The 23,018-nt window shown below is 69.0% G+C and carries 18 protein-coding genes; 5 read left to right on the forward strand and 13 right to left on the reverse strand.

Annotated elements, in window-relative coordinates; all coding sequences use genetic code 11:
• Positions 1–9: 9 nt before the first annotated feature.
• The 4 genes from AVL48_RS33065 to AVL48_RS33080 all read right to left on the reverse strand — a co-directional run bounded on the left by AVL48_RS33065 (position 10) and on the right by AVL48_RS33080 (position 3,831).
• Positions 10–666: a histidine phosphatase family protein gene (locus AVL48_RS33065; protein WP_061981514.1), complete on the reverse strand. Its 657-nt coding sequence runs from the start codon at positions 664–666 to the stop codon at positions 10–12.
• Positions 667–1,731: a phosphotransferase family protein gene (locus AVL48_RS33070; RefSeq protein ID WP_061981513.1), complete on the reverse strand. Its 1,065-nt coding sequence runs from the start codon at positions 1,729–1,731 to the stop codon at positions 667–669.
• On the reverse strand, positions 1,728–2,480 hold the full coding sequence (locus AVL48_RS33075) for an SDR family oxidoreductase (RefSeq protein WP_061981512.1): 753 nt from the start codon (positions 2,478–2,480) through the stop codon (positions 1,728–1,730). Before AVL48_RS33075 ends, AVL48_RS33070 begins: the two co-directional genes overlap by 4 nt.
• A gap of 100 nt (positions 2,481–2,580) precedes the next feature.
• Positions 2,581–3,831: a S8 family peptidase gene (locus AVL48_RS33080; RefSeq protein WP_082857849.1), complete on the reverse strand. Its 1,251-nt coding sequence runs from the start codon at positions 3,829–3,831 to the stop codon at positions 2,581–2,583.
• Positions 3,832–4,093: 262 nt separating this feature from the next.
• On the opposite strand from AVL48_RS33080, the gene AVL48_RS33085 reads away from it, so the two are divergent.
• Positions 4,094–5,032: a hypothetical protein gene (locus AVL48_RS33085; RefSeq protein ID WP_177242308.1), complete on the forward strand. Its 939-nt coding sequence runs from the start codon at positions 4,094–4,096 to the stop codon at positions 5,030–5,032.
• Here the strand turns inward: AVL48_RS33085 and AVL48_RS33090 are convergent.
• Positions 5,029–6,666, reverse strand: coding sequence for an acyl-CoA synthetase (locus tag AVL48_RS33090; protein WP_061981511.1), 1,638 nt, complete (start codon positions 6,664–6,666; stop codon positions 5,029–5,031). The two genes, AVL48_RS33085 and AVL48_RS33090, sit on opposite strands and share 4 nt — an antisense overlap.
• A 152-nt stretch (positions 6,667–6,818) precedes the next feature.
• Here AVL48_RS33090 and AVL48_RS33095 point away from each other — a divergent pair, with 152 nt between their 5' ends.
• Positions 6,819–8,519: a bifunctional 3'-5' exonuclease/DNA polymerase gene (locus tag AVL48_RS33095; RefSeq protein ID WP_061981510.1), complete on the forward strand. Its 1,701-nt coding sequence runs from the start codon at positions 6,819–6,821 to the stop codon at positions 8,517–8,519.
• A 101-nt stretch (positions 8,520–8,620) separates the two neighbouring features.
• Here AVL48_RS33095 and hrpA read toward each other — a convergent pair whose 3' ends face one another.
• The 5 genes from hrpA to AVL48_RS33120 form a co-directional block, all read right to left on the reverse strand.
• Positions 8,621–12,508, reverse strand: coding sequence for an ATP-dependent RNA helicase HrpA (gene hrpA, locus AVL48_RS33100; protein WP_061981610.1), 3,888 nt, complete (start codon positions 12,506–12,508; stop codon positions 8,621–8,623).
• 138 nt (positions 12,509–12,646) lie between these two features.
• A complete protein-coding gene (locus AVL48_RS33105) occupies positions 12,647–13,810 on the reverse strand; it encodes a lactate 2-monooxygenase (protein WP_061981509.1) in 1,164 nt (387 codons plus the stop codon).
• Between the two features lie 13 nt (positions 13,811–13,823).
• On the reverse strand, positions 13,824–15,032 hold the full coding sequence (locus AVL48_RS33110) for a cation:proton antiporter (protein WP_061981508.1): 1,209 nt from the start codon (positions 15,030–15,032) through the stop codon (positions 13,824–13,826).
• Between the two features lie 42 nt (positions 15,033–15,074).
• Entirely contained in the window at positions 15,075–15,401 is a 327-nt protein-coding gene (locus AVL48_RS33115; protein WP_061981507.1) for a hypothetical protein, read from the reverse strand.
• Between the two features lie 70 nt (positions 15,402–15,471).
• Positions 15,472–16,962, reverse strand: a complete 1,491-nt coding sequence (locus AVL48_RS33120; protein ID WP_061981506.1) for an APC family permease — start codon at positions 16,960–16,962, stop codon at positions 15,472–15,474.
• A gap of 191 nt (positions 16,963–17,153) precedes the next feature.
• On the opposite strand from AVL48_RS33120, the gene AVL48_RS33125 reads away from it, so the two are divergent.
• Together AVL48_RS33125 and AVL48_RS33130 are read left to right on the forward strand one after the other, a co-directional pair.
• Positions 17,154–17,804, forward strand: a complete 651-nt coding sequence (locus AVL48_RS33125; RefSeq protein WP_244162369.1) for a GOLPH3/VPS74 family protein — start codon at positions 17,154–17,156, stop codon at positions 17,802–17,804.
• Between the two features lie 20 nt (positions 17,805–17,824).
• On the forward strand, positions 17,825–18,991 hold the full coding sequence (locus AVL48_RS33130; protein WP_061981504.1) for a saccharopine dehydrogenase family protein: 1,167 nt from the start codon (positions 17,825–17,827) through the stop codon (positions 18,989–18,991).
• Between the two features lie 67 nt (positions 18,992–19,058).
• On the opposite strand, the gene AVL48_RS33135 is transcribed toward AVL48_RS33130, so the two are convergent.
• From AVL48_RS33135 to AVL48_RS33145, 3 genes are read right to left on the reverse strand one after another with little or no spacing between them, the layout of a single operon-like run.
• Positions 19,059–20,051 (reverse strand): PHP domain-containing protein, encoded by a 993-nt coding sequence (locus AVL48_RS33135; protein WP_061981503.1) that lies wholly within the window; start codon positions 20,049–20,051, stop codon positions 19,059–19,061.
• Positions 20,052–20,069: 18 nt separating this feature from the next.
• Complete coding sequence (locus AVL48_RS33140) at positions 20,070–20,573, reverse strand: metallophosphoesterase family protein (protein WP_061981502.1); 504 nt, start codon at positions 20,571–20,573, stop codon at positions 20,070–20,072.
• Positions 20,574–20,575: 2 nt separating this feature from the next.
• On the reverse strand, positions 20,576–21,232 hold the full coding sequence (locus AVL48_RS33145; protein WP_061981501.1) for a GntR family transcriptional regulator: 657 nt from the start codon (positions 21,230–21,232) through the stop codon (positions 20,576–20,578).
• 35 nt (positions 21,233–21,267) lie between these two features.
• Between AVL48_RS33145 and araD the strand changes: the two genes are divergently transcribed.
• Positions 21,268–22,986, forward strand: a complete 1,719-nt coding sequence (gene araD / locus AVL48_RS33150; protein ID WP_061981500.1) for an L-arabinonate dehydratase — start codon at positions 21,268–21,270, stop codon at positions 22,984–22,986.
• Positions 22,987–23,018: the final 32 nt, after the last annotated feature.

Consider the following 23,018-nt stretch of genomic DNA (forward strand, 5'->3'; position numbering starts at 1 on the left):
CGTTCCTCCCTAGCGGTAGGTGAGCAGTTCCGCGGCTTCCGCCTCGAAGTGCGGATGTTCGTTGAACGACAGCATGGTCACCCCGCCGCGGCCGGACACCAGTTTGGTGATGCCCGCGTTCACGGTGACCCGGTTCAGTTTCAGCAGGCCGGCCTCGGGGGTGCCCATGAGCGCGCCGCAGACCGTGGCGATGACCCCGCCCGAACTGAACACGACGGCGTGCTCGCCCTTGCCCAGTGAAGCCACGACATCGGCCAGCGCGCCTTTGACACGCGCCAGGAACGCGGGCCAGGTTTCGGCGCACGGGCTGGTCTCCCCCGCCGAGACCCACGCGTTCAGCGCACCGTCCAAAGCGGCCTGATATGCCCGGGAATCGGTCTGCCGCACCCCGGCTGCGTGGTACTTCGCGATGTCGACGTGGTCGTACTCGTTCCAGCGCTCGTCCTCGACCACGGCGATCCCGGAACCGAGCACCTTCAACGCCGTCGCGGCCGTGTCCCGTTGGCGGGCCAGGGAGCCGGAACGCGCTTGGGTGAACTCGACGCCGCGCCGCAGCAGTTCCGAACCGACCACAGTGGACTGTTCGAACCCGCGCGGCGAGAGCTGGTCGTAGTTCTCCGCACCGAACGATGCCTGCCCGTGACGGACCAGGTAGATCGCACCCATCTACGCGTGACCCTCCGCGATGATCCGGCGGCATCGCCCGTCGAGATAGCCGACGAACTGCCACAGATCCTCGAAGGCCGGGTTGCTCGTCTGTCCATTGTGGAAGCGGTAGTAGAGCTGCTGGATCACCACCGCGAGCCGGAACAGGCCGTACACCTCGTAGAACGTCCAGTCGCCGATCCCGAGGCCGGACCGCTCCGCGTACCGCCGCACGAACTCCTCGCGCGTGTACATCCCCGGCACGTGTGTTGGCTGGCGACGGCTGAGCTTCATGACGTCGTCGTCATCGTCCTGTACCCAATACGCGAGCGTGCTGCCCAGTTCCATCAGCGGATCGCCGAGGGTGGCCATCTCCCAGTCGAGGACGCCGATGATGCCGAGGCCGTCGTCGAGCACCAGGTTGTCGAGCCGGTAATCGTTGTGGATCAAGCAGATCTTGACCTCGGCGGGTTGATTGTCCGCCAGCCACGCCATCACTTCGGCGCAATCTGGAACGTTTTCCGTGCGTGCCTTACGGAATCGCTCGGACCAGCCGCGCACCTGACGCTCGACGTAACCCGCCCCCTTGCCGAGGTCGGCCAGCCCGGCGGCCTCGACGTCGACGGCGTGCAGCTCGACCAGCCGGTCGACGACCTTGCCGCACAGCTCGCTTGCCTGATCCGGGGACAGCTCGAGTCCCGCGGGCAGATCTCCGCGCAGGATCAGGCCTTCCAGCCGCTCCATCACGTAGAAATCGCCGCCCAGTACGGTCTCGTCGCCGCAGAAGGCGAGCACCTCGGGCACGTAAGGAAAGACCGGTCGCAACGCGCGCTGGACCCGGAACTCGCGGCGCATGTCGTGCGCGGACGCGGCCTTGTGCCCGGCGGGCGGGCGCCGCAGGATCAGCTCCCGGCCGGGATAGCTCAGCAGATACGTGAGATTCGAGGCACCGCCCGGGAACTGGCGGACCTCGGGCGGCGCATCGCCGAGTCCTGACACCCGGCCGGTCAGCCAGGCGTGCACCGCGGCGGGATCGAACGAGTCCTCGCCGCGCACCTCGACGGTCTGGTCGGAGGCCGGCGTCATGCGAACTTCTTCAGCACCGACGCGGGGATGAACCGGAACACCCGTGCGAGCACACCCCACGGCCACGACGGCACGAACGCCTTCGCCGCCTCGGATTCGATCGCCTTCACCATCGCCTGCGCGCCGGGCTCGGCCTTCGTGCCGAGCGGGACCTTCGAGATGTCGTCGTTCATCTCCGATTCGATGAACCCGGGCAACAGCGTGGTGACCTTGATCGGCGTCTTCATCAGCTCGATCCGAGTGCCCTCGGCGAACGCCCAGATGCCCGCCTTCGAGGCGGCGTACGCGGTCAGGTTTCCGGGGAAGGCGCGAAGCGCGGAGAAAGAGGAGACGACCACGAGGTGGCCGTCCTTCTGCTCGCGGAAGATGCCGACGGCGGCCTCGATCTGGGCGGCCGCGGCGAGGAAGTTCGTCCGCAGGGTCTGGCGGTTGGCGTCGAACCGGCCCGAGCCGATCGGCTGTCCCTTGCCCAGCCCCGCGTTCACGATCACGCGGTCGAGTGAGCCGAGCTCCTCGCGGAACTCCTCGAAGACGGTGAAGACCTGGTCGTGATCGTTCACGTCCAGCTTCCGGGTGACCACGGTGATGCCCGGGTAAGCCTTCTTGAGCTCCGTGGCTAGGGTTTCGAGCCGGTCGAGACGACGGGCGGCCAACGCCAGGTTGCGACCTCTGGCGGCGTACTGCCTGGCCATTCCCTCGCCGAGTCCGGAGCTCGCCCCGGTGATCAGGATGTTCTTCCGCAGCACCATGGGCTGGAGCTTACCCGTTGGTAACAAGTCTCGGGGACCCTCGGACAGGTGGCTGCCCCCGGTGCCTGGGGTTCGCCGGGGGCAGCCTGTCGAGAGGGCCCTATTTCACCTGGAGCAGCTTGTTCGCCGTGCCACCGGTCGGGTTGCTGATCTTGCCGTCGGCGGCCGCGGCGACCAGACCTTCGGCGACCTGGGCCGGGGTGGCGTCAGGGTGGGCTGAGAGGTAGAGCGCGGCAGCACCGGCGACGTGCGGCGAAGCCATCGAAGTCCCGCTGATGGTGTTGTCGGCGTCGTCACCGGTTCCCCACGACGACGTGATGTCGACACCCGGGGCGTAGAGGTCGACGACCGAACCGTAGTTCGAGAAACCGGCCTGCTTGTCGGTCTTGTCGCTGGCGGCCACCGTGATGGCCTCCTTGACGCGGGCGGGCGAGGTATTACCGGCGTCGGAGGACTCGTTGCCGGCCGCGAGCGCGAAGGTCACGCCCTTGCCGATGGCGCCCTTGACCGCCGCGTCCAGGGCGTCGTCCGCGCCGCCGCCCAGGCTCATGTTGGCGACCGACGGGCCCTTGGCGTTCGCCGCTACCCAGTCGACCCCGGCGACGACACCTTCGGTGGTGCCACTGCCGTTGGCGTCGAGCACGCGGACGCCGACGATCTTCACGCCCTTGGCCAGGCCGTACTCGGTGCCGCCGATGGTGCCGGCGACGTGCGTGCCGTGACCGTGCTCGTCGTCGGGGGTGTCGTCGTTGTCGACGAAGTCCTTGCCGCCGGTCGCGCGGCCACCGAAGTCCTGGTGCGAGCCGCGGACACCGGTGTCGATGACGTAGGCGGTGACGTTGTCGGCCTTCGTCGGATAGGTGTACTTGGTGTCGAGCGGCAAGTCCGCCTGGTCGACGCGGTCGAGGCCCCACGACGGCGGATTGTCCTGGGTCTCGCTGATCTTGAAGGTCTTGTTCTGGACGACGTAGGCGACCTGCGGGTCGGCGGCGAGGCGCTTCGCGGCGGCCTCGTCGGCCTTGATCGAGAAGCCGTTCAGCGCCGAACCGAACGTGCGGGAAAGCGTGGTGCCGTACTGACCGGTGAGGCCCTGCGCCTTGGCGGCGACATTCGCGGTGATCTCGCTCGCCGGGGCCACGCCCTGACCGACCGCGGCGGGCTTGAGCACGACGATGTAGCTGCCGCCGACGGCGTTGGCCACACCCGCGTCGCGGATCTCGCCTTGCTGCTCGGCCTGCGCCGCACCCGCGCCGAACGTGGCGACCGCCGCGGTCACCCCGGCGAGGGCGACCCCCGCCATCAAGCCGCTCCGGGTCTTTCGGGACTTCAGGTTCTTCCGGGACTTGCTCACTGGTTCCCTTCCTGCCGCGCCGCGGGCGATCACCCGGGAGGATGATCGTTGCTGAGAGCCATGCAAGCCGGTGCCTTGGCGGACGGGCAATGATTCACAGTTACCAGTACTAGGCCGTAAGGACTAACATCGCTCATCCGGAAAGTCGCTTTCCCCAGGCAGACAGCGCCACTGGAGCGTTACCACAGACTGATAATGTTGTTCGTGTTGTTATCAACCGGACGGTGTCGAGAAGCGGCAGACGGGGGCGGTCGGGCGGCATATGGTGGCGGGGAGCGCGATCACGGAAGAGGACGACCAGCCGCCTACGGCCTTCGCCTCGACGCTGCGATCGGCCATCGCCACGAGCGGGCTCAGCCTCGACCGGATCCAAGCCCGGCTCCTCGCGCGCGGCGCGTCGGTGAGCGTGACCGCGCTGAGCTACTGGCAATCGGGCAAACGTCAGCCGGAACGGCAGAGTTCGTTGTCCGCGGTCCGGGTCCTCGAAGAGGTCTTGGCGGTACCCGCCGGTTCGCTGCTCGGCCTGCTCCCGCCGCCACGGCCGCGCGGGGCGTCGTCACGCCGGAGCCGCGCCACCACCGAGCAGCCGCTGACCTTCCCGCTCGAAGCGCTCCAGGTCCTGCTGGAAAAGGTCGGCGCGCCCAACGCGCTCGAACAACACCATCAGCTGAAACTGGTCGGCCTGCACGACCTGTGCGAGATCGCCGCGGACGGCGGGCAACGCGCGGTGACCGCCAGGGCGGTGTTCCAGGCGGGCGCGGACGGACAGGACCGCTGGTTGCTGGTCTACGCCCAAGGCGATCCCGACGCCGGCCCACCGGTGCTGAACACACTGCGCAACTGCCACGTCGGCCGCGCCGAAGTCGACGACGAGCACGGGCTCACCGTGGCCGAACTGCTTTTCGACCGGCCGATCGACCGCGGCGAGACTCACCTGATCGAGTACTCCCTGACCAACCCGGGGCCGCCGTACCCGGAATGCCGGAACACGCATTACCGCGAGTTCCGGCGTCCGGTGCGGGAGTACTTGCTGGAGGTCCGGTTCGACCCGGACACCATTCCCGCGAAGTGCTGGCGATATTCGCGGCAAGGCACGTCGCCGCTGGACCGGAGGGAACTCAAACCGGACCAGGGCAGCGGCGTCCACGCGGTCGCGCTCGACTTCGGTCCCGGGGTCTTCGGGATCGACTGGGAGTACTAGTGCAGCTTGTTGCGCAGTACCTTTCCGGTCGCGTTGCGCGGTAGCTCGTCGAGGAACTCCACGTCACGCGGCACCTTGTACCGGGCCAGGTTGGCCCGCACGTACTCGCGCACTCCCTCGACGTCCAGGTCCGACTTCTCGGCCCGCACGACGAAAGCCTTCAGCCGCTGCCCGAATTCGGGATCGTCGACGCCGACGACCGCCGCCTCGAGTACGTCCTCGCGCTCGACCAGGAGGTTCTCCACCTCTATCGGGAAGACGTTCTCACCACCGGAGACGATCATTTCGTCGTCGCGACCGTCGATGAACAGCAGGCCGTCCTCGTCGAAATGGCCGACGTCGCCGCTGGAGAGCAGCCCGTCGATGATCTCCTTGTTCCGCCCGTCGGTGTAGCCCTGGAAGCTCAGCCCGCTGCCGACGAACACCCGGCCGGTGACGTGCGGCTCGGTGATCTTGCGGCCCTTCTCGTCGTACAGCGCGACCTTGCAGCCCACCGGCGCGCGGCCGACCGTGCCCGGCGCCTTGCGCCAGTCCTCGGGCGTCGCGACCGTCGCGACCGCGACCTCCGTCGAACCGTAGAGGTTGTGCACGACGTCGCCGAACGCGGCGGTGGCGCGGTTCCCCAGATCCGGTGACAACGCGGAGCCCGCCACGAAGATGATCCGCAGGCACGAGGTGTCGTACTTGGCGCGGATCTCTTCGGGCAGGTCCACGATCCGCTGCAGCATCGTCGGCACGAGAACGAGCGTGGTGCAGCGGTTCTCCGCGACGCCGCGCAGCGTCTCCTCCGGCACGAACTTGCGCCGCATGACGACCTTCGAGCCGAGCGCGAAGGACAGGATGAACTGCGACAACCCGGTGCCGTGGAACAGCGGCGCGCCCATGTAGGTCGCTTCGCCGGTCCGGAGCGGGATGCGGTCGAGGAACTGCGCCGAGGCGAGCGCGGAGGTGTGCGGCCGCGGCGCGCCCTTCGGCGTCCCGGTGGTGCCGCTGGTCAAGAGAATGAAGCCGCCCGGTTTGGCGGGCGCCGGCCACGGGCGGTCGTCGGTGCTGGCGACCAGCTCGGTGATGATCGGGATCTCGTGCCCGGAAAGCTCGGCGTCCGAGTCGACCCACGCGAGGTAGTGGTCGACGTCGCCCTCGACCGCGTCCAGCAGATCGGTGAACTCCTGGTCGTACACGAGCGCGGTGACGCCTTCGCGCTTCGCGACGTCCGCGAGCTGTGGTTTGGCGAACCCGGTGTTCATCAGCAGCAGCTTGGCGCCGAGTTTGCCCGAGGCGAGCATCGTCAGCACGAGCCCGCGGTGATCGCGGCACAGCGCGGCGATCACCGAACCCGGGCCGAGGCCGCGTTCGGACCAGGCCCTGGCCAGCGCGTTCGACTGGGTGTCGAGCTGCTTGAAGGTCAGCGGGCCGAGTTCGTCGATGATGCCCGTGGCGGTCGGGTCCCGGCGGGCGGCGATCATGTTCGCGCCGGCGAACGGACCCCACTTCCGGACCATGACCAGCGAACGCAGCCCCTCGTCGACCCGTGGGATCGGGAGCAGGCCCGCTTGGCGCATCACGTCGATGCTGCGCACGGTCTCGGTCACCTTGCCCGCCACCAAGGTGGCGAGGCCGGTGGGGTTTCTCATCCGGGCACCTCCGTTGCTGCTGCGGCGAGACGCCATCCGCCGTCTTCGCGTACCGGCGGTATGGGTTGCTACTCGACAGTAGCCGACCGTTAGTCCAGGCGCACTAGCCCGCTGATGACAGAAATGTCGGTAGGAACTAGCACAATGGCAACGTGCAGGCGATCGCAGGTCAGGAGGAGGATGGCGACTTCGCGATCTCGATTTCCGGGGAACCGCCGCGTCGTGGCTTGACCCTGGCGCGGTTCGTCGACGAAGTGCGCGGGCTGGAGGCGGAGCACTCACCCCGTTGGGTGCTCCCGTCGGTCGAGCGGACGTACCCGGCCCTGATCAAGGCCGGTCTCCGGGTGCGGCGGTGTCACGACCTGGAGCTGGTCGAGGGCCTCCTGCTGGCGCACGAAGGCCGCCCGCAGGAATCGCGGAGCCTGCGCGCGGCGCTGGCCAGAGCGAACGGGCAGGAGGCGCCCGCCGACGAGCCACCACTGTGGACCGAGGACGATCAGCCGACCCTGTTCGAGACGCGCGGCCCTCGGCTGCCGTCCGGCGTCACCGTGGTCGACGCCGCCCGTCTCGTGCTGGCCGAACAGGAGAAACGGGTCGCCCTCACCGAACATCCGGAGCGGCTTCGGCTGCTCTTCGCGGCGGAGTCGGCGAGCGCGCTGGCGGCCGCGGAGATGTCGGCCGACGGACTGCCGTGGCGTGCGGACCTGCACCTCGAACTGCTCGCCGAGCAGCTCGGTCCGCGCGTCCCGGCCGGGCACCGGCCGAAGCGGCTGGTCGACCTGGCGGCGAAGATCAGCGACGCGTTCGGCGGGCGACCGGTCAACCCGGACGCCCCGGCCAGCGTCGTCCGCGCGCTCGGACGCGAGGGCATCGAGGTCACTTCGGCGAGGAAGTACCTGCTGCGCGACATCGACCATCCGGCCGTGCCACCCCTGCTGGAGTACAAGGAACTCGCGCGGCTGCATTCCGCCAACGGCTGGGCCTGGCTCGACGAGTGGGTGCACGACGGCCGGTTCCGCCCGCATTACGTCGTCGGCGGGGTCGTCTCGGGCCGTTGGGCGAGCCGGGGCGGTGGCGCGCTGCAGATCCCGAAGATCCTGCGAACCTGCGTCCGCGCCGATCCCGGCTGGAAATTGGTGGTCGCCGACGCCGCCCAACTGGAGCCGCGGGTGCTGACGGCGTTGTCCGGCGACCGCAAACTGGCCGAGGTCGCCGCGGCCACGGATCTGTACGCCAGCCTCGCCGAGGCGATGTTCTCCGGCGTGCGCCGCGTCCCGGTGCCCGCCTGGGACGAGAGAACCGACCGCGACCGCGCGAAGATCGCGATGCTTTCGGCGATGTACGGCGGTACCTCCGGCGAGGCGGGACCGCTACTGGCCTTGCTGCGGACCAGGTTCCCGGACGCGGTGTCCTATGTGGAGCGTGCCGCGCAGGCCGGGGAACGCGGCGAACGCGTCCGCTCCCGGCTGGGCCGGACCTCACCCGCGCCGTCGGAGGCCTGGCGCGCGTTGACCGGCGGCGTCGCCGAGGACGAGGCCGCCGAGACCAAGGCACGTCAAGCGTCGCGCGGCTGGGGCCGGTTCACCCGGAACTTCGTCGTGCAGGCGAGCGCGGCGGACATGACCGCGGTCCTGCTGGCCACCCTGCGCGGCAAGCTCCCCTCCCCCGCGCATCTGGTGTTCTTCCAGCACGACGAGGTCCTGGTGCACACCCCGGCCGAGTTCGCCGACGAGGTGTCTCAGTCCATTGTGGACAGCATGGCCGAGGCGGCGCGGATGCTGTTCGGTGCCGCCTGCCCCGTCCGGTTCCCGCTGCACATCGCCGCCGTGGACACCTACGCCGATGCGAAGTAACCCGCATTTAGAGGACTGAACGCGGACAGTCGAGGGCGCCGGGGAAACCCACCGGAGGGTCACCAAACCGTGAGCCCCCACGCCAAAACGCATTTAGAGGACTAAACGCGGGTGGCGGCGTCGTCCAGTGCCTTGATGACGCGCTTCAGCGAGACGGGGTGCGCGGTACCGAGCGTCTGGGCGAAGAAGCTCACCCGCAGTTCTTCGATCATCCACCGGATCTCCCGCAGCGCGGGTGACGACGTCCCCGGCGGCACCGCGTCGAGCGCCGCCTGATATTCGTTACGCAGCCACACGATGTCGCCGGTGCGCTGGATGTCACGGGTCGGCTCGGTCGGGAGCTTCTCCAGCCGCCGTTCGATCCCCCGCAGGTACCGGACGACGTGCTTCAGCCTGTCCTGCCCGGTTTCGGTCACGAAACCCTTGTGCACCAGGCCGTCCAGCTGTGCCCGGATATCGGCGAGCGAGTCGGCCGGGCCTCGGGTGTCCGCCAGCCGTGTCTCGACGTCGTTGGCCGCGCGCAGGATCTTCTCGACGTCGGTCAGCACGGCGAGCACGCCGGGGTTCAGCCCGGCGCGCACCTTCTCCAGCAGTGCGGCGAAACCGGCCTCGTCCCAGCGCGGGCCGCCGTTGTCGGCCACGAGTTTGTCCACGGCGCAGTCGACACAGTCTTCGAGCAACGCCGCCACGGAACCGTGCGGATTGCGGTTCAGCACGAGCTTCGACGAGTTGCCGAGGTTGCGGGTGATGAACTTCATCGGCGACGGCAGGTTCAGCCGCAGCATCCGCCGCGTGCCCGCCCACATCGACTGTTCCTGCTGCCCCGGCGTGTCCAGCAGCCGCACCGCGACGGTGCCGCCTTCGTCGACCAGCGCCGGATACGCCTTGACGTCGTGCCCGCGCTGCTTGCTCGCGAACACCTTCGGCAGCTCACCGAACGCGGGCGTCGTGAGGCCCTCGCGCTCGATGCTGTCGGCGGCCTTGGAGATCGTCGCGCGCACCTGGCCGCTCAGGTCTCGTTTGAGCGCCTCGATGTCCTTGCCCTCGGACACCTTCTTGCCGCGGATGTCCACCACGCGGAAGGTCATCTTCAGGTGTTCCGGCACCGCGGACAGCTGCCAGGCGTCGTCGGGGATGACCACCCCGCGCAGCGCCTCCAGTTCGTCCGCGACGGCGTGCAGCAGCGGGCCGTCGGCGGGGCCGACCCGCGAGAGGACGAGCTTCGCGTGATCGGGTGCCGGTACGAAGTTGCGCCGGATCGCCTTGGGCAGCGACTTGATCAGCTGGGTCACCAGTTCTTCGCGCAGGCCGGGGACCTGCCAGTCGAAACCGTCCGCGGTGACCTGGTTCAGCACCGGCAGCGGGATGTGCACGGTGACGCCGTCCGCGTCCGCGCCCGGCTCGAACTGGTACGTGAGCTTGAAGGTCTGGCTGCCTTGCGTCCAGAAATCGGGGTAGTCGGCCTCGCGCACGCCGCCCGCGGTCTCGTTGATGAGCATCGTCTTCTCGAAGCTCAACAGGTCGGGCTCGGTGTGCCGGGCCTTCTTCCACCAGCTGTCGAAATGCCGAGCCGAGACGACGTCGGCCGGGACGCGCTGGTCGTAGAACTCGAAAAGGGTCTCGTCGTCGACCAGGATGTCGCGGCGGCGCGCGCGGTTCTCCAGGTCCTCGACCTCTTCCAGCAGCGCGCGGTTCTCGGCGAAGAACTTGTGCCTGGTCTCCCAGTCGCCTTCCACCAGCGCGTGCCGGATGAACAGTTCGCGGCTCAGTTCCGGGTCGATCCGGCCGTAGTTGACGCGGCGGTCGGCGACCAGCGGGACCCCGTACAGGGTCACCTTTTCCAGGGCCATCACCGCGCCCTGCTTACGTTCCCAATGCGGCTCGGAGTAGTTCCGCTTGACCACGTGCCCGGCGAGCGGTTCGACCCATTCCGGCTCGATCCGCGCGTTGACCCGGCCCCACAGGCGCGACGTCTCGACCAGTTCGGCCGACATCACGAACCGCGGCTGCTTCTTGAACAGCGCCGAACCCGGGAACACCGAGAACCGCGCCCCGCGCGCGCCGAGGTAGTCGCCCTTGGCCGGATCCTTGAGGCCGACGTGCGACAGCAACCCGGCGATCAGCGACGTGTGCACCCGCTGCGGATCGGCCGCGCCACCCGCGTTGAGGGTGATGCCGAGCGGTTTCGCCAGCTGACGCAGCTGGCTGAAGATGTCCTGCCATTCGCGGATGCGCAGGTAGTTCAGGTACTCGTTGCGGCACAACCGGCGGAACTGATTGGTGGACAACGCCTTCTGCTGCTCGCTGACGTATTCCCACAGGTTCAGGTACGCCAGGAAGTCGGACGTCTTGTCGGCGAACCGGGCGTGCTGCTCGTCCGCCGCCTGCTGCTTCTCCGCCGGCCGCTCACGGGGGTCCTGAATGGACAGTGCGGCGGCGATGATCATCACTTCCCGCACGCAGCCGTTGCGTGCGGCCTCCAGCACCATCCGCGCCATCCGCGGGTCGACCGGGAGCAGGGCGAGCTTGCGGCCGGTTTCGGTGAGCTTCTTGCCGTCCGACATGTCGAAGGCGCCGAGCTCCTGCAGCAACTGGACACCGTCGGTGACCTGGCGGCGATCCGGCGGCTCCACGAAAGGGAACGCCGCGATGTCGCCGAGGCCGAGCGAGGTCATCTGCAGGATGACCGACGCGAGGTTGGTCCGCAGGATCTCCGGATCGGTGAACTCGGGCCGGGCGTCGAAATCGTCTTCGGAGTACAGCCGGACGCAGATACCGTCGGAGGTACGGCCACAGCGGCCCTTGCGCTGGTTCGCGGACGCCTGCGAGACCGGCTCGATCGGCAGGCGCTGGACCTTGGTGCGATGGCTGTAGCGCGAGATCCGCGCGGTGCCGGGGTCGACGACGTACTTGATGCCCGGCACGGTCAGCGACGTCTCGGCGACGTTCGTGGCGAGGACGACGCGGCGCCCGGTGTGGCGCTGGAACACCCGATGCTGGTCCGACGACGAGAGCCGCGCGTACAGCGGGAGGATCTCGGTGTTCCTGAGGTCCATTTTGGACAGTGCGTCCGCGGTGTCGCGGATCTCCCGCTCGCCGGAGAGGAAGACCAGGATGTCGCCCGGCCCCTCGTGCTGGAGTTCGTCGACGGCGTCGCAGATGGCCTGCGTCTGATCCCGGTCCTGGTCGGCGTCCGGATCATCGGGGTCGATGATCGGCCGGTAGCGGACCTCGACCGGATACGTCCGGCCGGAGACCTCGACGATCGGCGCGTCGTCGAAGTGCTTGGAGAACCGCTCCGGATCGATCGTCGCCGAGGTGATGATCACCTTGAGATCGGGGCGGCGCGGCAGCAGCTGCTTGACGTAGCCGAGGATGAAGTCGATGTTGAGGCTGCGCTCGTGCGCCTCGTCGATGATCAGCGTGTCGTACTGCCGCAGCATCCGGTCGGTCTGGATCTCGGCGAGCAGGATGCCGTCGGTCATCAGCTTGACCAGCGTGTCCTGGCCGGAGTGGTCGGTGAACCGGACCTTGTAGCCGACGGCCTCGCCGAGTTCGGTGTTCAGCTCGGAGGCGATCCGGTCGGCGACCGTGCGCGCGGCCAGCCGCCTCGGCTGCGTGTGGCCGATCTGGCCCCGGATGCCGCGACCGAGTTCGAGACAGATCTTCGGCAGCTGGGTCGTCTTCCCGGAACCGGTCTCCCCCGCGACGATCACCACCTGGTGGTCGCGGATGGCCTCGGCGATCTCGTCCTTGCGCCGGCTGACGGGCAGCTCTTCGGGATACGAGATCTTCGGGACGTTGTCGCGCCGACGGGTGATCCGCAGTTCGGCGGCCTCGATGTCCGCCTCGATCTGCGCGACGATGCTCTCGGCGTTCCGCGCTTTCCGGGCACCGTCGAGCCGGCGCCGGAGGCGGTGCTCGTCGCGCGACATCAGTTCGGGCAGGCGAGCGCGCAGGGCGCCGAGCGGGGAGGGTGTACTGGCCATGACCGGCACCAGGATAGCCGTGGGTGACGAGCACGGCCTCCGAATATCCCGCACGTCACCACCCACCCCCCGCGTTTCGTCCTCTGAACGCGGTAGTTGGCAACGCGAACTACCGCATTCAGAGGACGAAACGCGGGGTCAGGAGCGCATGAGGGAGCCCGGGGTGAGGTCGGCGAGCGTGCGGTGGCCGGACAGGCCCATGGTCAGGTCGAGGTCGGCGAGCAGACTCCGCAGCACGTGCCGGGCGCCTTCCTCCCCCGCGTGCGCCAGGCCGTACACCCACGGCCGCCCCACCAGCACGGCCTTCGCCCCGAGCGCGAGCGCCTTGGCGATGTCGGCGCCGGTGCGGATGCCCGAGTCGAACAGGACCTCGATCCGGTCGCCGACCGCGCTCACGACCTCCGGGAGCATGTCGAGCGACGCGACGGCGCCGTCGACCTGGCGGCCGCCGTGGTTGGACACGACGATCCCGTCCATCCCGGCGTCGAGCGCGCGGCGCGCGTCGTCGGGATGCTGGACGCCTTTGAGCACGATCGGGCCGTCCCAGTGCTCACGCAGGAACGGCAGCCGGTCCCAGGTGCTGTCGGTGCCGGTGATCATCGAGATCCAGCGCAGGATCGCGGTGGGCGGGTCCTCCTCCGGTGTCTTCTCCAGCAAGCCGCGGAACACCGGGTCGCTGAGCGGGACGCCGAGCCCCTCACCCTTGATGAACGGCAGATACGCGTGGTCGAGGTCGTTCGGGCGCCACGCGAGGGTCCAGGTGTCGAGCGTGACCACGAGCGTGGTGAACCCCGCGGCCTTCGCCCGCGCCAGGATGCTCGCGCAGACGTCGTTGTCGGTGGGCCGGTACAGCTGGAACCACCGTGGCCCTTCCCCGCTCGCCTCGGCGACGTCCTCGATGCCGGTCGAGGACGCCGTCGACATGATGTAGGGCAGGCCGACCGACGCCGCGGCCCGCGCGGCCGCCGGTTCGGCGCCCTCGTGCACGATCGACTGGACACCGATCGGTGCCAGCAGCACCGGCGCCGGCATCGGGGTCCCCAGCACGGTCGTGGACAAGTCGCGTTCGGTCGCGCCGGTGAGCATCCGGGGAACCAGCCGCCAGCGGTCGAACGCCTCGCGGTTGGCGCGCGCGGTGGCGCCCGAACCGGCCGAACCGGCGACGTACCAGAACGGCCCCGGCTCCAAGATCTCCCGCGCCGACTCCTCCAGCTTCGTGGCATCGGCAGAGCACGGCGGGAAGGTCCCGCCGAGCCCCTGCAGGTAGATCTCGTTCTGGTAGCCGCCGAACCGCTCCGTCACCCAGGCCTCCTCGTCACTCCACCCGGGCCGGCTCGTCGCGGCGGGGCGAGCCTCGGACGATACCCGCCGGTAGCAACCAGGTGAGTTTCTCCGAGCGGATGACCGCGACTGGACCGATCACGGCCAGCAGCAGCACGTAGCCCGCGACGAACGGCGCGACCCGCGAGTCCAGTCCGGCCGCCGTCGCCATCGCGGCGAGCACCAGGGAGAACTCACCCCTGGTGAGCACGGTCAGCCCGATGTTGACCCCGGCCTGGCGGTCGAACCCGTGCAGCCGCGCGGCCAGCGTGCCCGCGCCCAGGTTGACCACGATCGTCAGCGCCACCGCGATCAGCACCGGCACGACCACCGAACCGACCGCGTTCGGGTCGATGCTGAGCCCGAAGATGAAGAAGAACAGCGCGCCGAACGCGTCCCGCAGCGGGAGCACCAGTTTGTGGATCCGCGGCGCGACCTTCGAGCCGCCGAGCATCATGCCGACCATGAACGCGCCGATGGCGTCGGACACCCCGACCTCCTCGGCGACGGCCGCACCCATGACGGCGACACCGACGAAGCAGACGGTCAGCAGTTCGTCGTCGGCCGAACCGAACAGCTTCGACACCACGCGGCCACCCCAGCGGGCGAGCGCGGCCATCACGATCAGGAAGGCGAAGGCCTTGCCGAAGTCGGCCATGGCCGACCCGAAACTCCCGGCTCCGGACAACACCGGCTGCAGCAACGCCAGGTACAGCGCGAGGAACAGGTCCTCGATCACGATGATGCCCATGATCAGCCGGGATTCGGGGTTGTTCATCCGGCGCGATTCGAGCAGGAGTTTGGTGACGATCGCCGACGACGAGATCCCGATGGCACCGGCGATGACGAGCGCTTCCCTGGTTCCCCAGCCCAGCAGGAAACCGAAGGCGAGCCCGCCGCCGATGTTGAGGACCAGGTAGCTCAGTCCGGACCAGACGAGTTTGCGCCCGCCCTTGGCGAGGTCGTCGAGCGAGAACTCGAGGCCGAGGTAGAACAGCAGGAAGACGAGGCCGAGCCCGGCGAGCACACCGAGCTCACTGGGATCGTCCACAAGGGACAGTCCGGGGGTGTTGGGGCCGAAGACGAAACCGGCCAGCATGAACAGGGGGATGGTCGGCAGCCCGATACGGGCGCCCGCTCTGGCGATGACGCCGGCGGCGAGGAACGCCCCGCCGACGGCCAGCAGGGCATGACCGGAACTCATGGAGACCTCCGATGGTGGCTGATTCGGGACGCTGGGACCGGATCAGCGCGGAGGCGCCCGCGCGGCGGCGTGGGGCAGCGCGCGGGTGACGAGGACGGATTCGCCCGGCTCGGGAGCGGGTCCGGCGTCGGAGAGGTCGGCGGTCGCCGTTTCGGCGGGCACGTCGACGAGGGGAACGACTTGCGCGCCGTGGAAGGCGGGCAGCGGATGGGTCGCGAAGACGGCGACCGGATCGTCCTGCGTGAAGCCCTTGTTCCCCAGGACGCCGTGCCCAGGGGGAACAGTCGGCGTGACGAAGGCGAAGACGAGCAAGATCAAGAGAAAGAAGACGGAACGGTGCCGCGGAGCGGGGGCACGGTTCGGCGTCATCTCGCCGCTACTTTACCAGTCCTTTATAGACAAATCGACGAGGGATCCGGCACGGGACACGCCACAGCGTCTACTTAGGATGGTGACCGGACCTCAGCGCGGCGGGGCCGCGTGCGTCTTCCCCTTCTTCGAGCGGGCCGCCGATCCCGGCGTAGGTTTCGGGATCCCGCGTCCGCAGCACTTCCGCGCGCAGGAAACCCACCAAGGCCGCGAGGACCACCAGCCCCGGCAGCCCCCAGCGCAGCAGGAACGACCCGGCCGGGCCGAGCAGCAGGTCGAAGTTGAGCAGGATCAAGGCGAGGACGGCCGACAGCGCGAGCATCGCCAACCCGGGCGCGATCCAGCGGCGCCAGGCGTTTTCGGCCTGACGACGCCGTTTGAAAAAGCCGATCACCGACAGCGAGACGGCGATCATGATCACCACGGCACCCGTCGACGCCGTCGCGCCGAGCCAGGTGAACAGTTCGGTGACCGGATCGCGTTCGGCGAGCGCGAACGCGGCCACCACCACCAGCGCCAGCGCGGTCTGGGTGAGCGAACCGGCCACCGGCGCGCCGGTGCGCTTGCTCGTCTTGGCGAGCGAGCGCGGCAACAACCCTTCCCGGCCCAGCGCGAAGAAATACCGCGCGACGGCGTTGTGGAAGCTCAGCAGTGCCGCGCACTGACCGGTCACGAACAGCGTGTAGGCGACGTCGGAGAACGTTTCGCCGAGATGCCCGCCCGCCAGGTTGAACAGCAGATCCGGGCCCTGCGCGGACGCGGTGGTGACGATGACGTCCGGTCCGGCGCCCACGGCCAGCGCGAGCGACGACACGACGTAGAGCACCGCCGTGAGACCGATCGCCGCGAACGTCGCCCGGCCGACGGTGCGGCTGGGTTCGCGCGTCTCCTCGCCGTAGGTCGCCGCGCCCTCGAAGCCGATGAACGCGGCGGCGGAGAACGCGAACACCGCGCCTACTCCCGTGGTGAACAGGCTCGCCGGTTCGAGCGGCACCCAGGAAACGCTGCCACCGGCCGGATTCGCGAACAGCGTGACGTCGACGACGGTGAGGACGGCGACCTCCAGGCACAGGGCCACCCCGAGCACCTTGGCGTTGAGATCGACCCGCAGCACGCCCAGCGCGCCGACGATCACCACCATCATCAGCGCGCACAGCCACCACGGTGGCGGCGAGCCGGTGAGCGTCCCCAGCCAGGTCGACACGGACCAGCCGAACAGGCCGTAGACACTGATCTGGATGGCGTTGTAGGTGATCAGCGTCACGAACGCGATCCCGGCGCCGCTCGATTTGCCGACCCCGTTGGCGACGTAGGGATAGAAGGCGCCGGCGTTGATGATGTAGCGGCTCATCGCCGCGTAGCCGACGGCGAACAGGGCCAGGATCGGCGCCAGCAGGAGGAACGAGAGCGGCACGCCGACACTGCCGGTGACCGCGAAGTTCGTCGGGACGCCGCCCGCGATGGCGAACAGCGGGCCCGCCGCGGCCACCACGAAGAAGACGATCTGTGCGGCTCCGAGCCGTCGCCGACCGAGACCGCGCCGCGGTCTTTGCGTACCCATGAACCCGTCCCCCCGGACGTCGGTTTGGCGGCGAACGCGTCGATACGCGTTCTTGATCTTGCGAGAGCCATCCCACCCTAGGGCCGGGCACCCCGGCGAGGTACGTCCGTTCAGGCTAAAAACGGACCTCGGGTCGCGACGGCGGGGCGACTACCGCTACTTTGGCCGTCCGCACTACGACGCCGGGGGGCATGCCATTCATGCGTCGGCTGACCTTGGTCGATTCTTTGTTCTTCCTCGCCCACGACGAGTTCACCGGAAAGCCCGCGCTCCGCCGCACCGGACTCGGCATCGGAATGGCCGGTTCCGCGCTCTGCGATCTCCTGCTCGCCGAGCGGATCACCGTGGAACGCAAGCGAATCCGGCCGCTGTCCCGCCGCGGCCTCGCCCACCCCGCGCTGGATCGGGTGTTCTCGGAAATCCGCGGTGAGCGGGAGTCCCACACCGTGCGGGAGTGGGTCGACCACCTTCGCCACGATCTCGGGGAAATGGTCGCGGGCAATCTACTCGCCGCGGGTGTGGTCACCCGCGAGACCGAACGGGTGCTGATGCGGAAAATTCACCGGTACCCGCCGCGGGATCTGTTGATGTCGACCGCCGCGCGCAGCAAGGCCAGAGCCGCCGTACTCGGCACCGAACAGCCGGATCCGCATTCCGTGTGCCTGGCGCTGCTGGCCTGGACGGTCGGTCTCGACGACCTCTGCGAACCGGAACTCGACCGCGCCGGGCTGCGCACCTGGGCCGAGGCCACCCACCGGGAACTCCCCCGCGCGCTGGCCGACCTGATCTCGGGCGTCGACGCCGTCTGCGCCGCCATCGTCTACACCGGCGACCGGCGCTGACCGGCGGTAGCCTTGGCGCCATGCCGACTGAACGTGACCACGACGTCGTGCTGTTCGGCGCGACCGGCTTCACCGGTGGCCTGACCGCGGAGTATCTCGCCGAGGCCGCACCGCCCGGTCTGCGCCTCGCGCTGGCGGGACGCGATCTCGGCAAGCTGGAAGCGTTGCGGGAGAGGCTGTTCTCGCTCAACGAGGAATTCGCCGGCTTACCGCTGCTGCGAGCCGACGTCTCCGACGTGAACTCGCTCCGCGAGGTGGCGGAGTCCACGAAGGTCGTCGCCACCACGGTCGGCCCGTATGTCCACTATGGCGAGCCGCTGGTCGCCGCGTGCGCCGAAGCCGGGACCGGCTACGTCGATCTGTGCGGCGAGCCCGAGTTCGTCGACAAGATGTTCCTCGCCCACCACGCCCGCGCGGCCGAGACCGGCGCCCGGCTGGTGCACGCGTGCGGTTTCGATTCGATCCCGTACGACCTTGGCGTCCTCTACACGATTTCCCAGCTGCCGCAAGGAAAACCGGTCCGCATCGACGGATACGCGCGCGCGGGCGGGATGCCGTCGGGCGGCACGTTCCTCTCGGCGCTGACGGCGTTTTCCCGGCTGCCCGCGAGTATCCGCGCCGCACGGGACCGTGCCGCGGCCGAACCACGTCCGGCTGGCCGCCGTGCGCGCGCCTCCTTCGGGGCACCGCATCGCAACCCCGACGGTTTCTGGGCGGTCCCGATGCCGACCCTCGACCCGAAGATCGTCGAACGCTCGGCCACCGCGCTTCCGGCGTACGGTCCCGATTTCACCTACCGGCAATTCGCGGCGGTCAAACGGCTTCCGGTGGTGGCCGCCGGTGCCGCCGGCATGGGCGTGCTCTTCGCGGCCGCTCAGCTCCCCCCGGCGCGGCGGGCGCTGTCGAACCTGCTGAAGCCCGGCGGCGGCCCGGACGAGGTCCGTCGGGCGCGGTCGTGGTTCTCCGTGCGGTTTCACGCCGAGAGCGGCGGTGAACGTGTCGTGACCGAGGTGTCCGGTGGTGACCCGGGCTACGGCGAGACGGCGAAGATGCTCGGCGAGTCCGCCGTGTGCCTGGCGCTGGACGAGCTGCCGGAGACGGCCGGGCAGGTGACCACGGCGACCGCGATGGGGCAGGCGCTGATCGACAGGTTGAGCGACGCGGGCCTGCGGTTCGCGACGCTGTAGCCGATGCCCGTGGAACCATCACCCTCGCGCAGGTCCTTCACGGCCGGGGCCGGAAAGCCACTACCACTCACGAGGCGAGCAGGTCCTCAGCCGTCCGCGTGTTGATCACCCGGTCCGGCTCGATCCCCAGCTCGTTGGCCCGCGCGCAGCCGTAGACCAGCCAGTCCAGCTGCCCCGGCGCGTGCGCGTCGCTGTCGATCGCGAAGTCACAGCCCAGGTCCACGGCCAGGTTCAGCAACCGCGTCGGCGGGTCCCGGCGTTCGGGACGGGAGTTGATCTCGACGGCGACGCCGTTGTCCCGGCACGCGGTGAACACCGCTTCCGCGTCGAACTCCGACTCGGGACGCTTCCCCCGGCCGCCCATCACCAGCCGTCCGGTGCAGTGCCCCAGCACCCGGACGTGCGGATTCTGCACGGCGGCGATCATCCGCGGGGTCATCTCCCTGGCGGGCATCCGCAGCTTCGAATGCACACTGGCGACGACGAAGTCCAGCCGCGCCAGCAATTCCTCCTCCTGATCCAGCGTGCCGTCGAGGTGGATGTCGACCTCGATACCGTGCAGGATCCGGAAGGGCGCCATCTGCTCGTTCAGTTCCGCGACGACGTCCATCTGCCGCCGCAGCCGCTCGGGCGAGAGTCCGTTGGCGACGGTCAGCCGCGGCGAGTGGTCGGTGAGCACCATCCATTCGTGGCCGAGCGCGCGGGCGGCCTCGGCCATTTCCTCGATCGGGCTCCCGCCGTCGGACCAATCCGAATGCGTGTGACAGTCGCCGCGCAGCGCGGCCCGCATCGGCCCGCCGTCGGGCAGCTTCGGCTCGCCGATCTTCTCGAAGTACGCGGGACGGCGTCCGGCGAGGACGTCTTCGACGACGGCCGCGGTCGCCTTGCCGATATTCGGCAACGCGGTCAACGTGCCCGCCTCGGTGCGTTTGCGTAGTTCATCCGGTTCGACCTTGGCGATCACCGTGGCCGCCTGCCGGAAAGCCCGCACCCGGTAGGTGGGTTCGCCCGCGCGCTCCAGCCGGAACGCGATCTCCCTCAACGCCTGCGCCGGTTCCATGGCTACCTGTCTACCCCGTCAGCGGCGTAGTGGCAGCTCATGCAGCGCGACATCGCACAACTCGCCGTCGCGGAGCTCGGCGGTCTGGTAGGTGCAGAACGGCTGACGGCGCCGGTCCGTCGGCGAACCGGGGTTCAGCAGCCGCAGCCCCTTCGGCGTGACCGTGTCCCACGGGATGTGGCTGTGCCCGAACACGAGGACGTCCGTGTCCGGGAAGAGTTCGTCGCAGCGACGCTCGCGCCCCTGTTTGCCGCCGGTCTCGTGGATGACGGCCAGCCGGACACCGTCGAGTTCGGCTCTGGCGACCTCGGGCAGCCGCTTGCGCAGCTCCTCGCCGTCGTTGTTTCCGTAGACGCCGATGAGCCGCTTGCTGCGGGCTTCGAGTTCGTCGAGCAGGGCGACCTCGACCCAGTCACCCGCGTGGACGACGACGTCCGCCGCTTCGACTTCGCGCCAGACCTGATCCGGCAGCGCCTTCGCGCGCGACGGCAGATGCGTGTCGGCGATCAGCAGCAAACGCATGACTACTCCCCGATGGACTCGAGAACACGGCCAAGGAAATCACCGATGTGGGCTCGCAGCAGCTCGGCCGCCCCCTCTGCGTCACCCTTCTTCGCCGCCGCCAGCACCGCCTTGTGCTCACTCCATTCCTTGCGCCAGCTGGGATTGGCCTCCCACCCGACCACGCTGATCAGCGCGGCCCGATCCCGGAGGTCGTCCAGCATCGAGACCATCAGCGGATTGCCGCAGCCGCTGTAGAGCGCGCGGTGGAACCGGCGGTTGAGCAGGCTGAGCGCGGCCTGGTCCTTGTCCGCGATCGCCGCCGACGCCTCCTTCAGCGCCTCGGCGGCGTCTTCGAGCAGCTCCGGCGAGCGGCGGTCCACCGATCGGCGCACGGCCTCGGGCTCCAGCACCATGCGGACGTCGTAGACCGACTTCGCCAGTTCCGCGTCCACCACGCATACCGACGCGCCCTTGTACGGGCTGAAAGTGACCAGGCCCGAGTTCGACAGCACCTTGAGCGCCTCGCGGACCGGCGTCTTCGACACCCCGAGCCGGGCCGCGAGTTCGGCTTCGATCAGCGGCTGACCAGGCTTCAACTCGCGGGTGAGGATGCCACGGCGGATCTCCTCCAGCACCACTTCGGTGCGTGAGGCGGGCAGGCTGAAGGTCGACGACATGGGACAATCATATATGAGATGTCATACTCGGGTTCATGAGAAAACCCGAGGAACTCCGCAGCCACCGCTGGTTCGGCGGCGACGAACTACGCGGGTTCAGCCATCGGGCCCGGAGCAGGCAACTCGGCTACAACCCGGAGGAGCACCTCGGGAAGCCCGTCATCGCGATCCTCAACACCTGGAGCGACATCAACCCCTGCCATATGCACCTGCGCGAGCGCGCCGAACAGGTCAAGCGCGGCGTGTGGCAGGCAGGCGGTTTCCCGCTGGAGTTCCCGGTCGCGACACTGTCGGAGACCTTCCAGAAACCGACGCCGATGCTGTACCGCAACCTGCTGTCGATGGAGACCGAAGAGATCCTGCGGTCCTATCCGATCGACGGCGCCGTCCTCATGGGCGGCTGCGACAAGACCACACCGGCCTTGCTGATGGGCGCGGCGAGCGCGGGCCTTCCCGCCATCTTCGTGCCCGCCGGCCCGATGTTGCGCGGGCACTGGCGCAGCGAGGTCCTCGGCAGCGGCACCGACCTGTGGAAGTACTGGGACGACAAGCGGGCCGGGTTGATCGGCGACGCGGAACTGTCCGAATTGGAGCGTGGCCTCGCCCGCTCCCCCGGCACCTGCATGACGATGGGCACCGCCTCGACGATGATGTCGGTCGCCGAGGTGCTCGGCCTGAGCCTGCCCGGCGCGGCGTCGATCCCGGCGGTCGATTCGGCGCACCACCGGATGGCCGCGGCGAGCGGCGCGCGCGTCGTGGACATGGTGTGGGAGGACCTCACCATCACGAAGATCCTCGACGAACGCGCGTACACCGACGCGATCACCACCGTGCTGGCGCTCGGCGGCTCCACCAACGCCGTCATCCACCTGATCGCGATGGCCGGCCGCGGGCGGATCCCGCTGTCCATCGACGATTTCGACGCGATCGCGCGCCGGGTGCCGGTACTGGCGAACATCCGGCCCGGTGGCGACTGGCTGATGGAGGACTTCTACTACGCGGGCGGCCTGCCCGGCTTGCTCTCCCGGCTGACCGACCTGCTGCACACCGACCGCGTCACCGTCACCGGCCGGACCCTCGGCGAGACGCTGGAAACGGCGCGTGTGCACAACGACGACGTCATCCGTCCTCGCGAAAACCCTGTCGCCGCCGAAGGAGGCGTCGCGGTGCTGCACGGCAACCTGGCGCCGTCGGGAGCGGTGATCAAGCACATCGCCGCGGACCCCCGGCTGCTAGTCCACAGTGGACCCGCGGTGGTGTTCGAGGACTACCAGGATCTGAAGAAGCGCATCAACGATCCCGCGCTCGGCGTCACCGAGGATTCCGTGCTGGTGCTGCGTGGATCCGGTCCGCTCGGCGGCCCCGGCATGCCCGAGTACGGGATGCTGCCGCTGCCCGATCACCTGCTGGCCAAGGGAGTACGGGACATGGTCCGCGTTTCCGACGCCCGGATGAGCGGGACCAGCTACGGCGCCTGCGTCCTGCACGTCGCGCCGGAGTCCTACGCCGGCGGCCCGCTCGCACTGGTCCGCGACGGTGACCAGATCACTTTGGACGTGCCGTCCCGGCGGCTCAGCCTCGATGTCGACGACGAAGAACTCGAACGCCGCCGGGCACAGTGGACCCCGCCCGCGCCGCGCTACGAACGGGGTTACGGCGCGTTGTACACCGAACACATCACGCAAGCCGACGAAGGTTGCGATTTCGATTTCCTCGCACGAGTGGGTGATAACCCCGAACCTGACGCCCAGTGATCAATGGACAGAGGGACAGAGTGGCTGCTCAC

This window comes from Amycolatopsis regifaucium (assembly GCF_001613935.1).
Taxonomy (GTDB): domain Bacteria; phylum Actinomycetota; class Actinomycetes; order Mycobacteriales; family Pseudonocardiaceae; genus Amycolatopsis; species Amycolatopsis regifaucium.

Bases quoted from the DNA above. Each gene is read 5' to 3' on its own strand.
- AVL48_RS33065 (WP_061981514.1), bottom strand. From the start codon at position 666: ATGGGTGCGATCTACCTGGTCCGTCACGGGCAGGCATCGTTCGGTGCG.
- AVL48_RS33070 (WP_061981513.1), bottom strand. From the start codon at position 1,731: ATGACGCCGGCCTCCGACCAGACCGTCGAGGTGCGCGGCGAGGACTCG.
- AVL48_RS33075 (WP_061981512.1), bottom strand. From the start codon at position 2,480: ATGGTGCTGCGGAAGAACATCCTGATCACCGGGGCGAGCTCCGGACTC.
- AVL48_RS33085 (WP_177242308.1), top strand. From the start codon at position 4,094: ATGGTGGCGGGGAGCGCGATCACGGAAGAGGACGACCAGCCGCCTACG.
- AVL48_RS33090 (WP_061981511.1), bottom strand. From the start codon at position 6,666: ATGAGAAACCCCACCGGCCTCGCCACCTTGGTGGCGGGCAAGGTGACC.
- hrpA (WP_061981610.1), bottom strand. From the start codon at position 12,508: ATGGCCAGTACACCCTCCCCGCTCGGCGCCCTGCGCGCTCGCCTGCCC.
- AVL48_RS33110 (WP_061981508.1), bottom strand. From the start codon at position 15,032: ATGAGTTCCGGTCATGCCCTGCTGGCCGTCGGCGGGGCGTTCCTCGCC.
- AVL48_RS33115 (WP_061981507.1), bottom strand. From the start codon at position 15,401: ATGACGCCGAACCGTGCCCCCGCTCCGCGGCACCGTTCCGTCTTCTTT.
- AVL48_RS33120 (WP_061981506.1), bottom strand. From the start codon at position 16,962: ATGGGTACGCAAAGACCGCGGCGCGGTCTCGGTCGGCGACGGCTCGGA.
- AVL48_RS33125 (WP_244162369.1), top strand. From the start codon at position 17,154: ATGCCATTCATGCGTCGGCTGACCTTGGTCGATTCTTTGTTCTTCCTC.
- AVL48_RS33130 (WP_061981504.1), top strand. From the start codon at position 17,825: ATGCCGACTGAACGTGACCACGACGTCGTGCTGTTCGGCGCGACCGGC.
- AVL48_RS33135 (WP_061981503.1), bottom strand. From the start codon at position 20,051: ATGGAACCGGCGCAGGCGTTGAGGGAGATCGCGTTCCGGCTGGAGCGC.
- AVL48_RS33140 (WP_061981502.1), bottom strand. From the start codon at position 20,573: ATGCGTTTGCTGCTGATCGCCGACACGCATCTGCCGTCGCGCGCGAAG.
- AVL48_RS33145 (WP_061981501.1), bottom strand. From the start codon at position 21,232: ATGTCGTCGACCTTCAGCCTGCCCGCCTCACGCACCGAAGTGGTGCTG.
- araD (WP_061981500.1), top strand. From the start codon at position 21,268: ATGAGAAAACCCGAGGAACTCCGCAGCCACCGCTGGTTCGGCGGCGAC.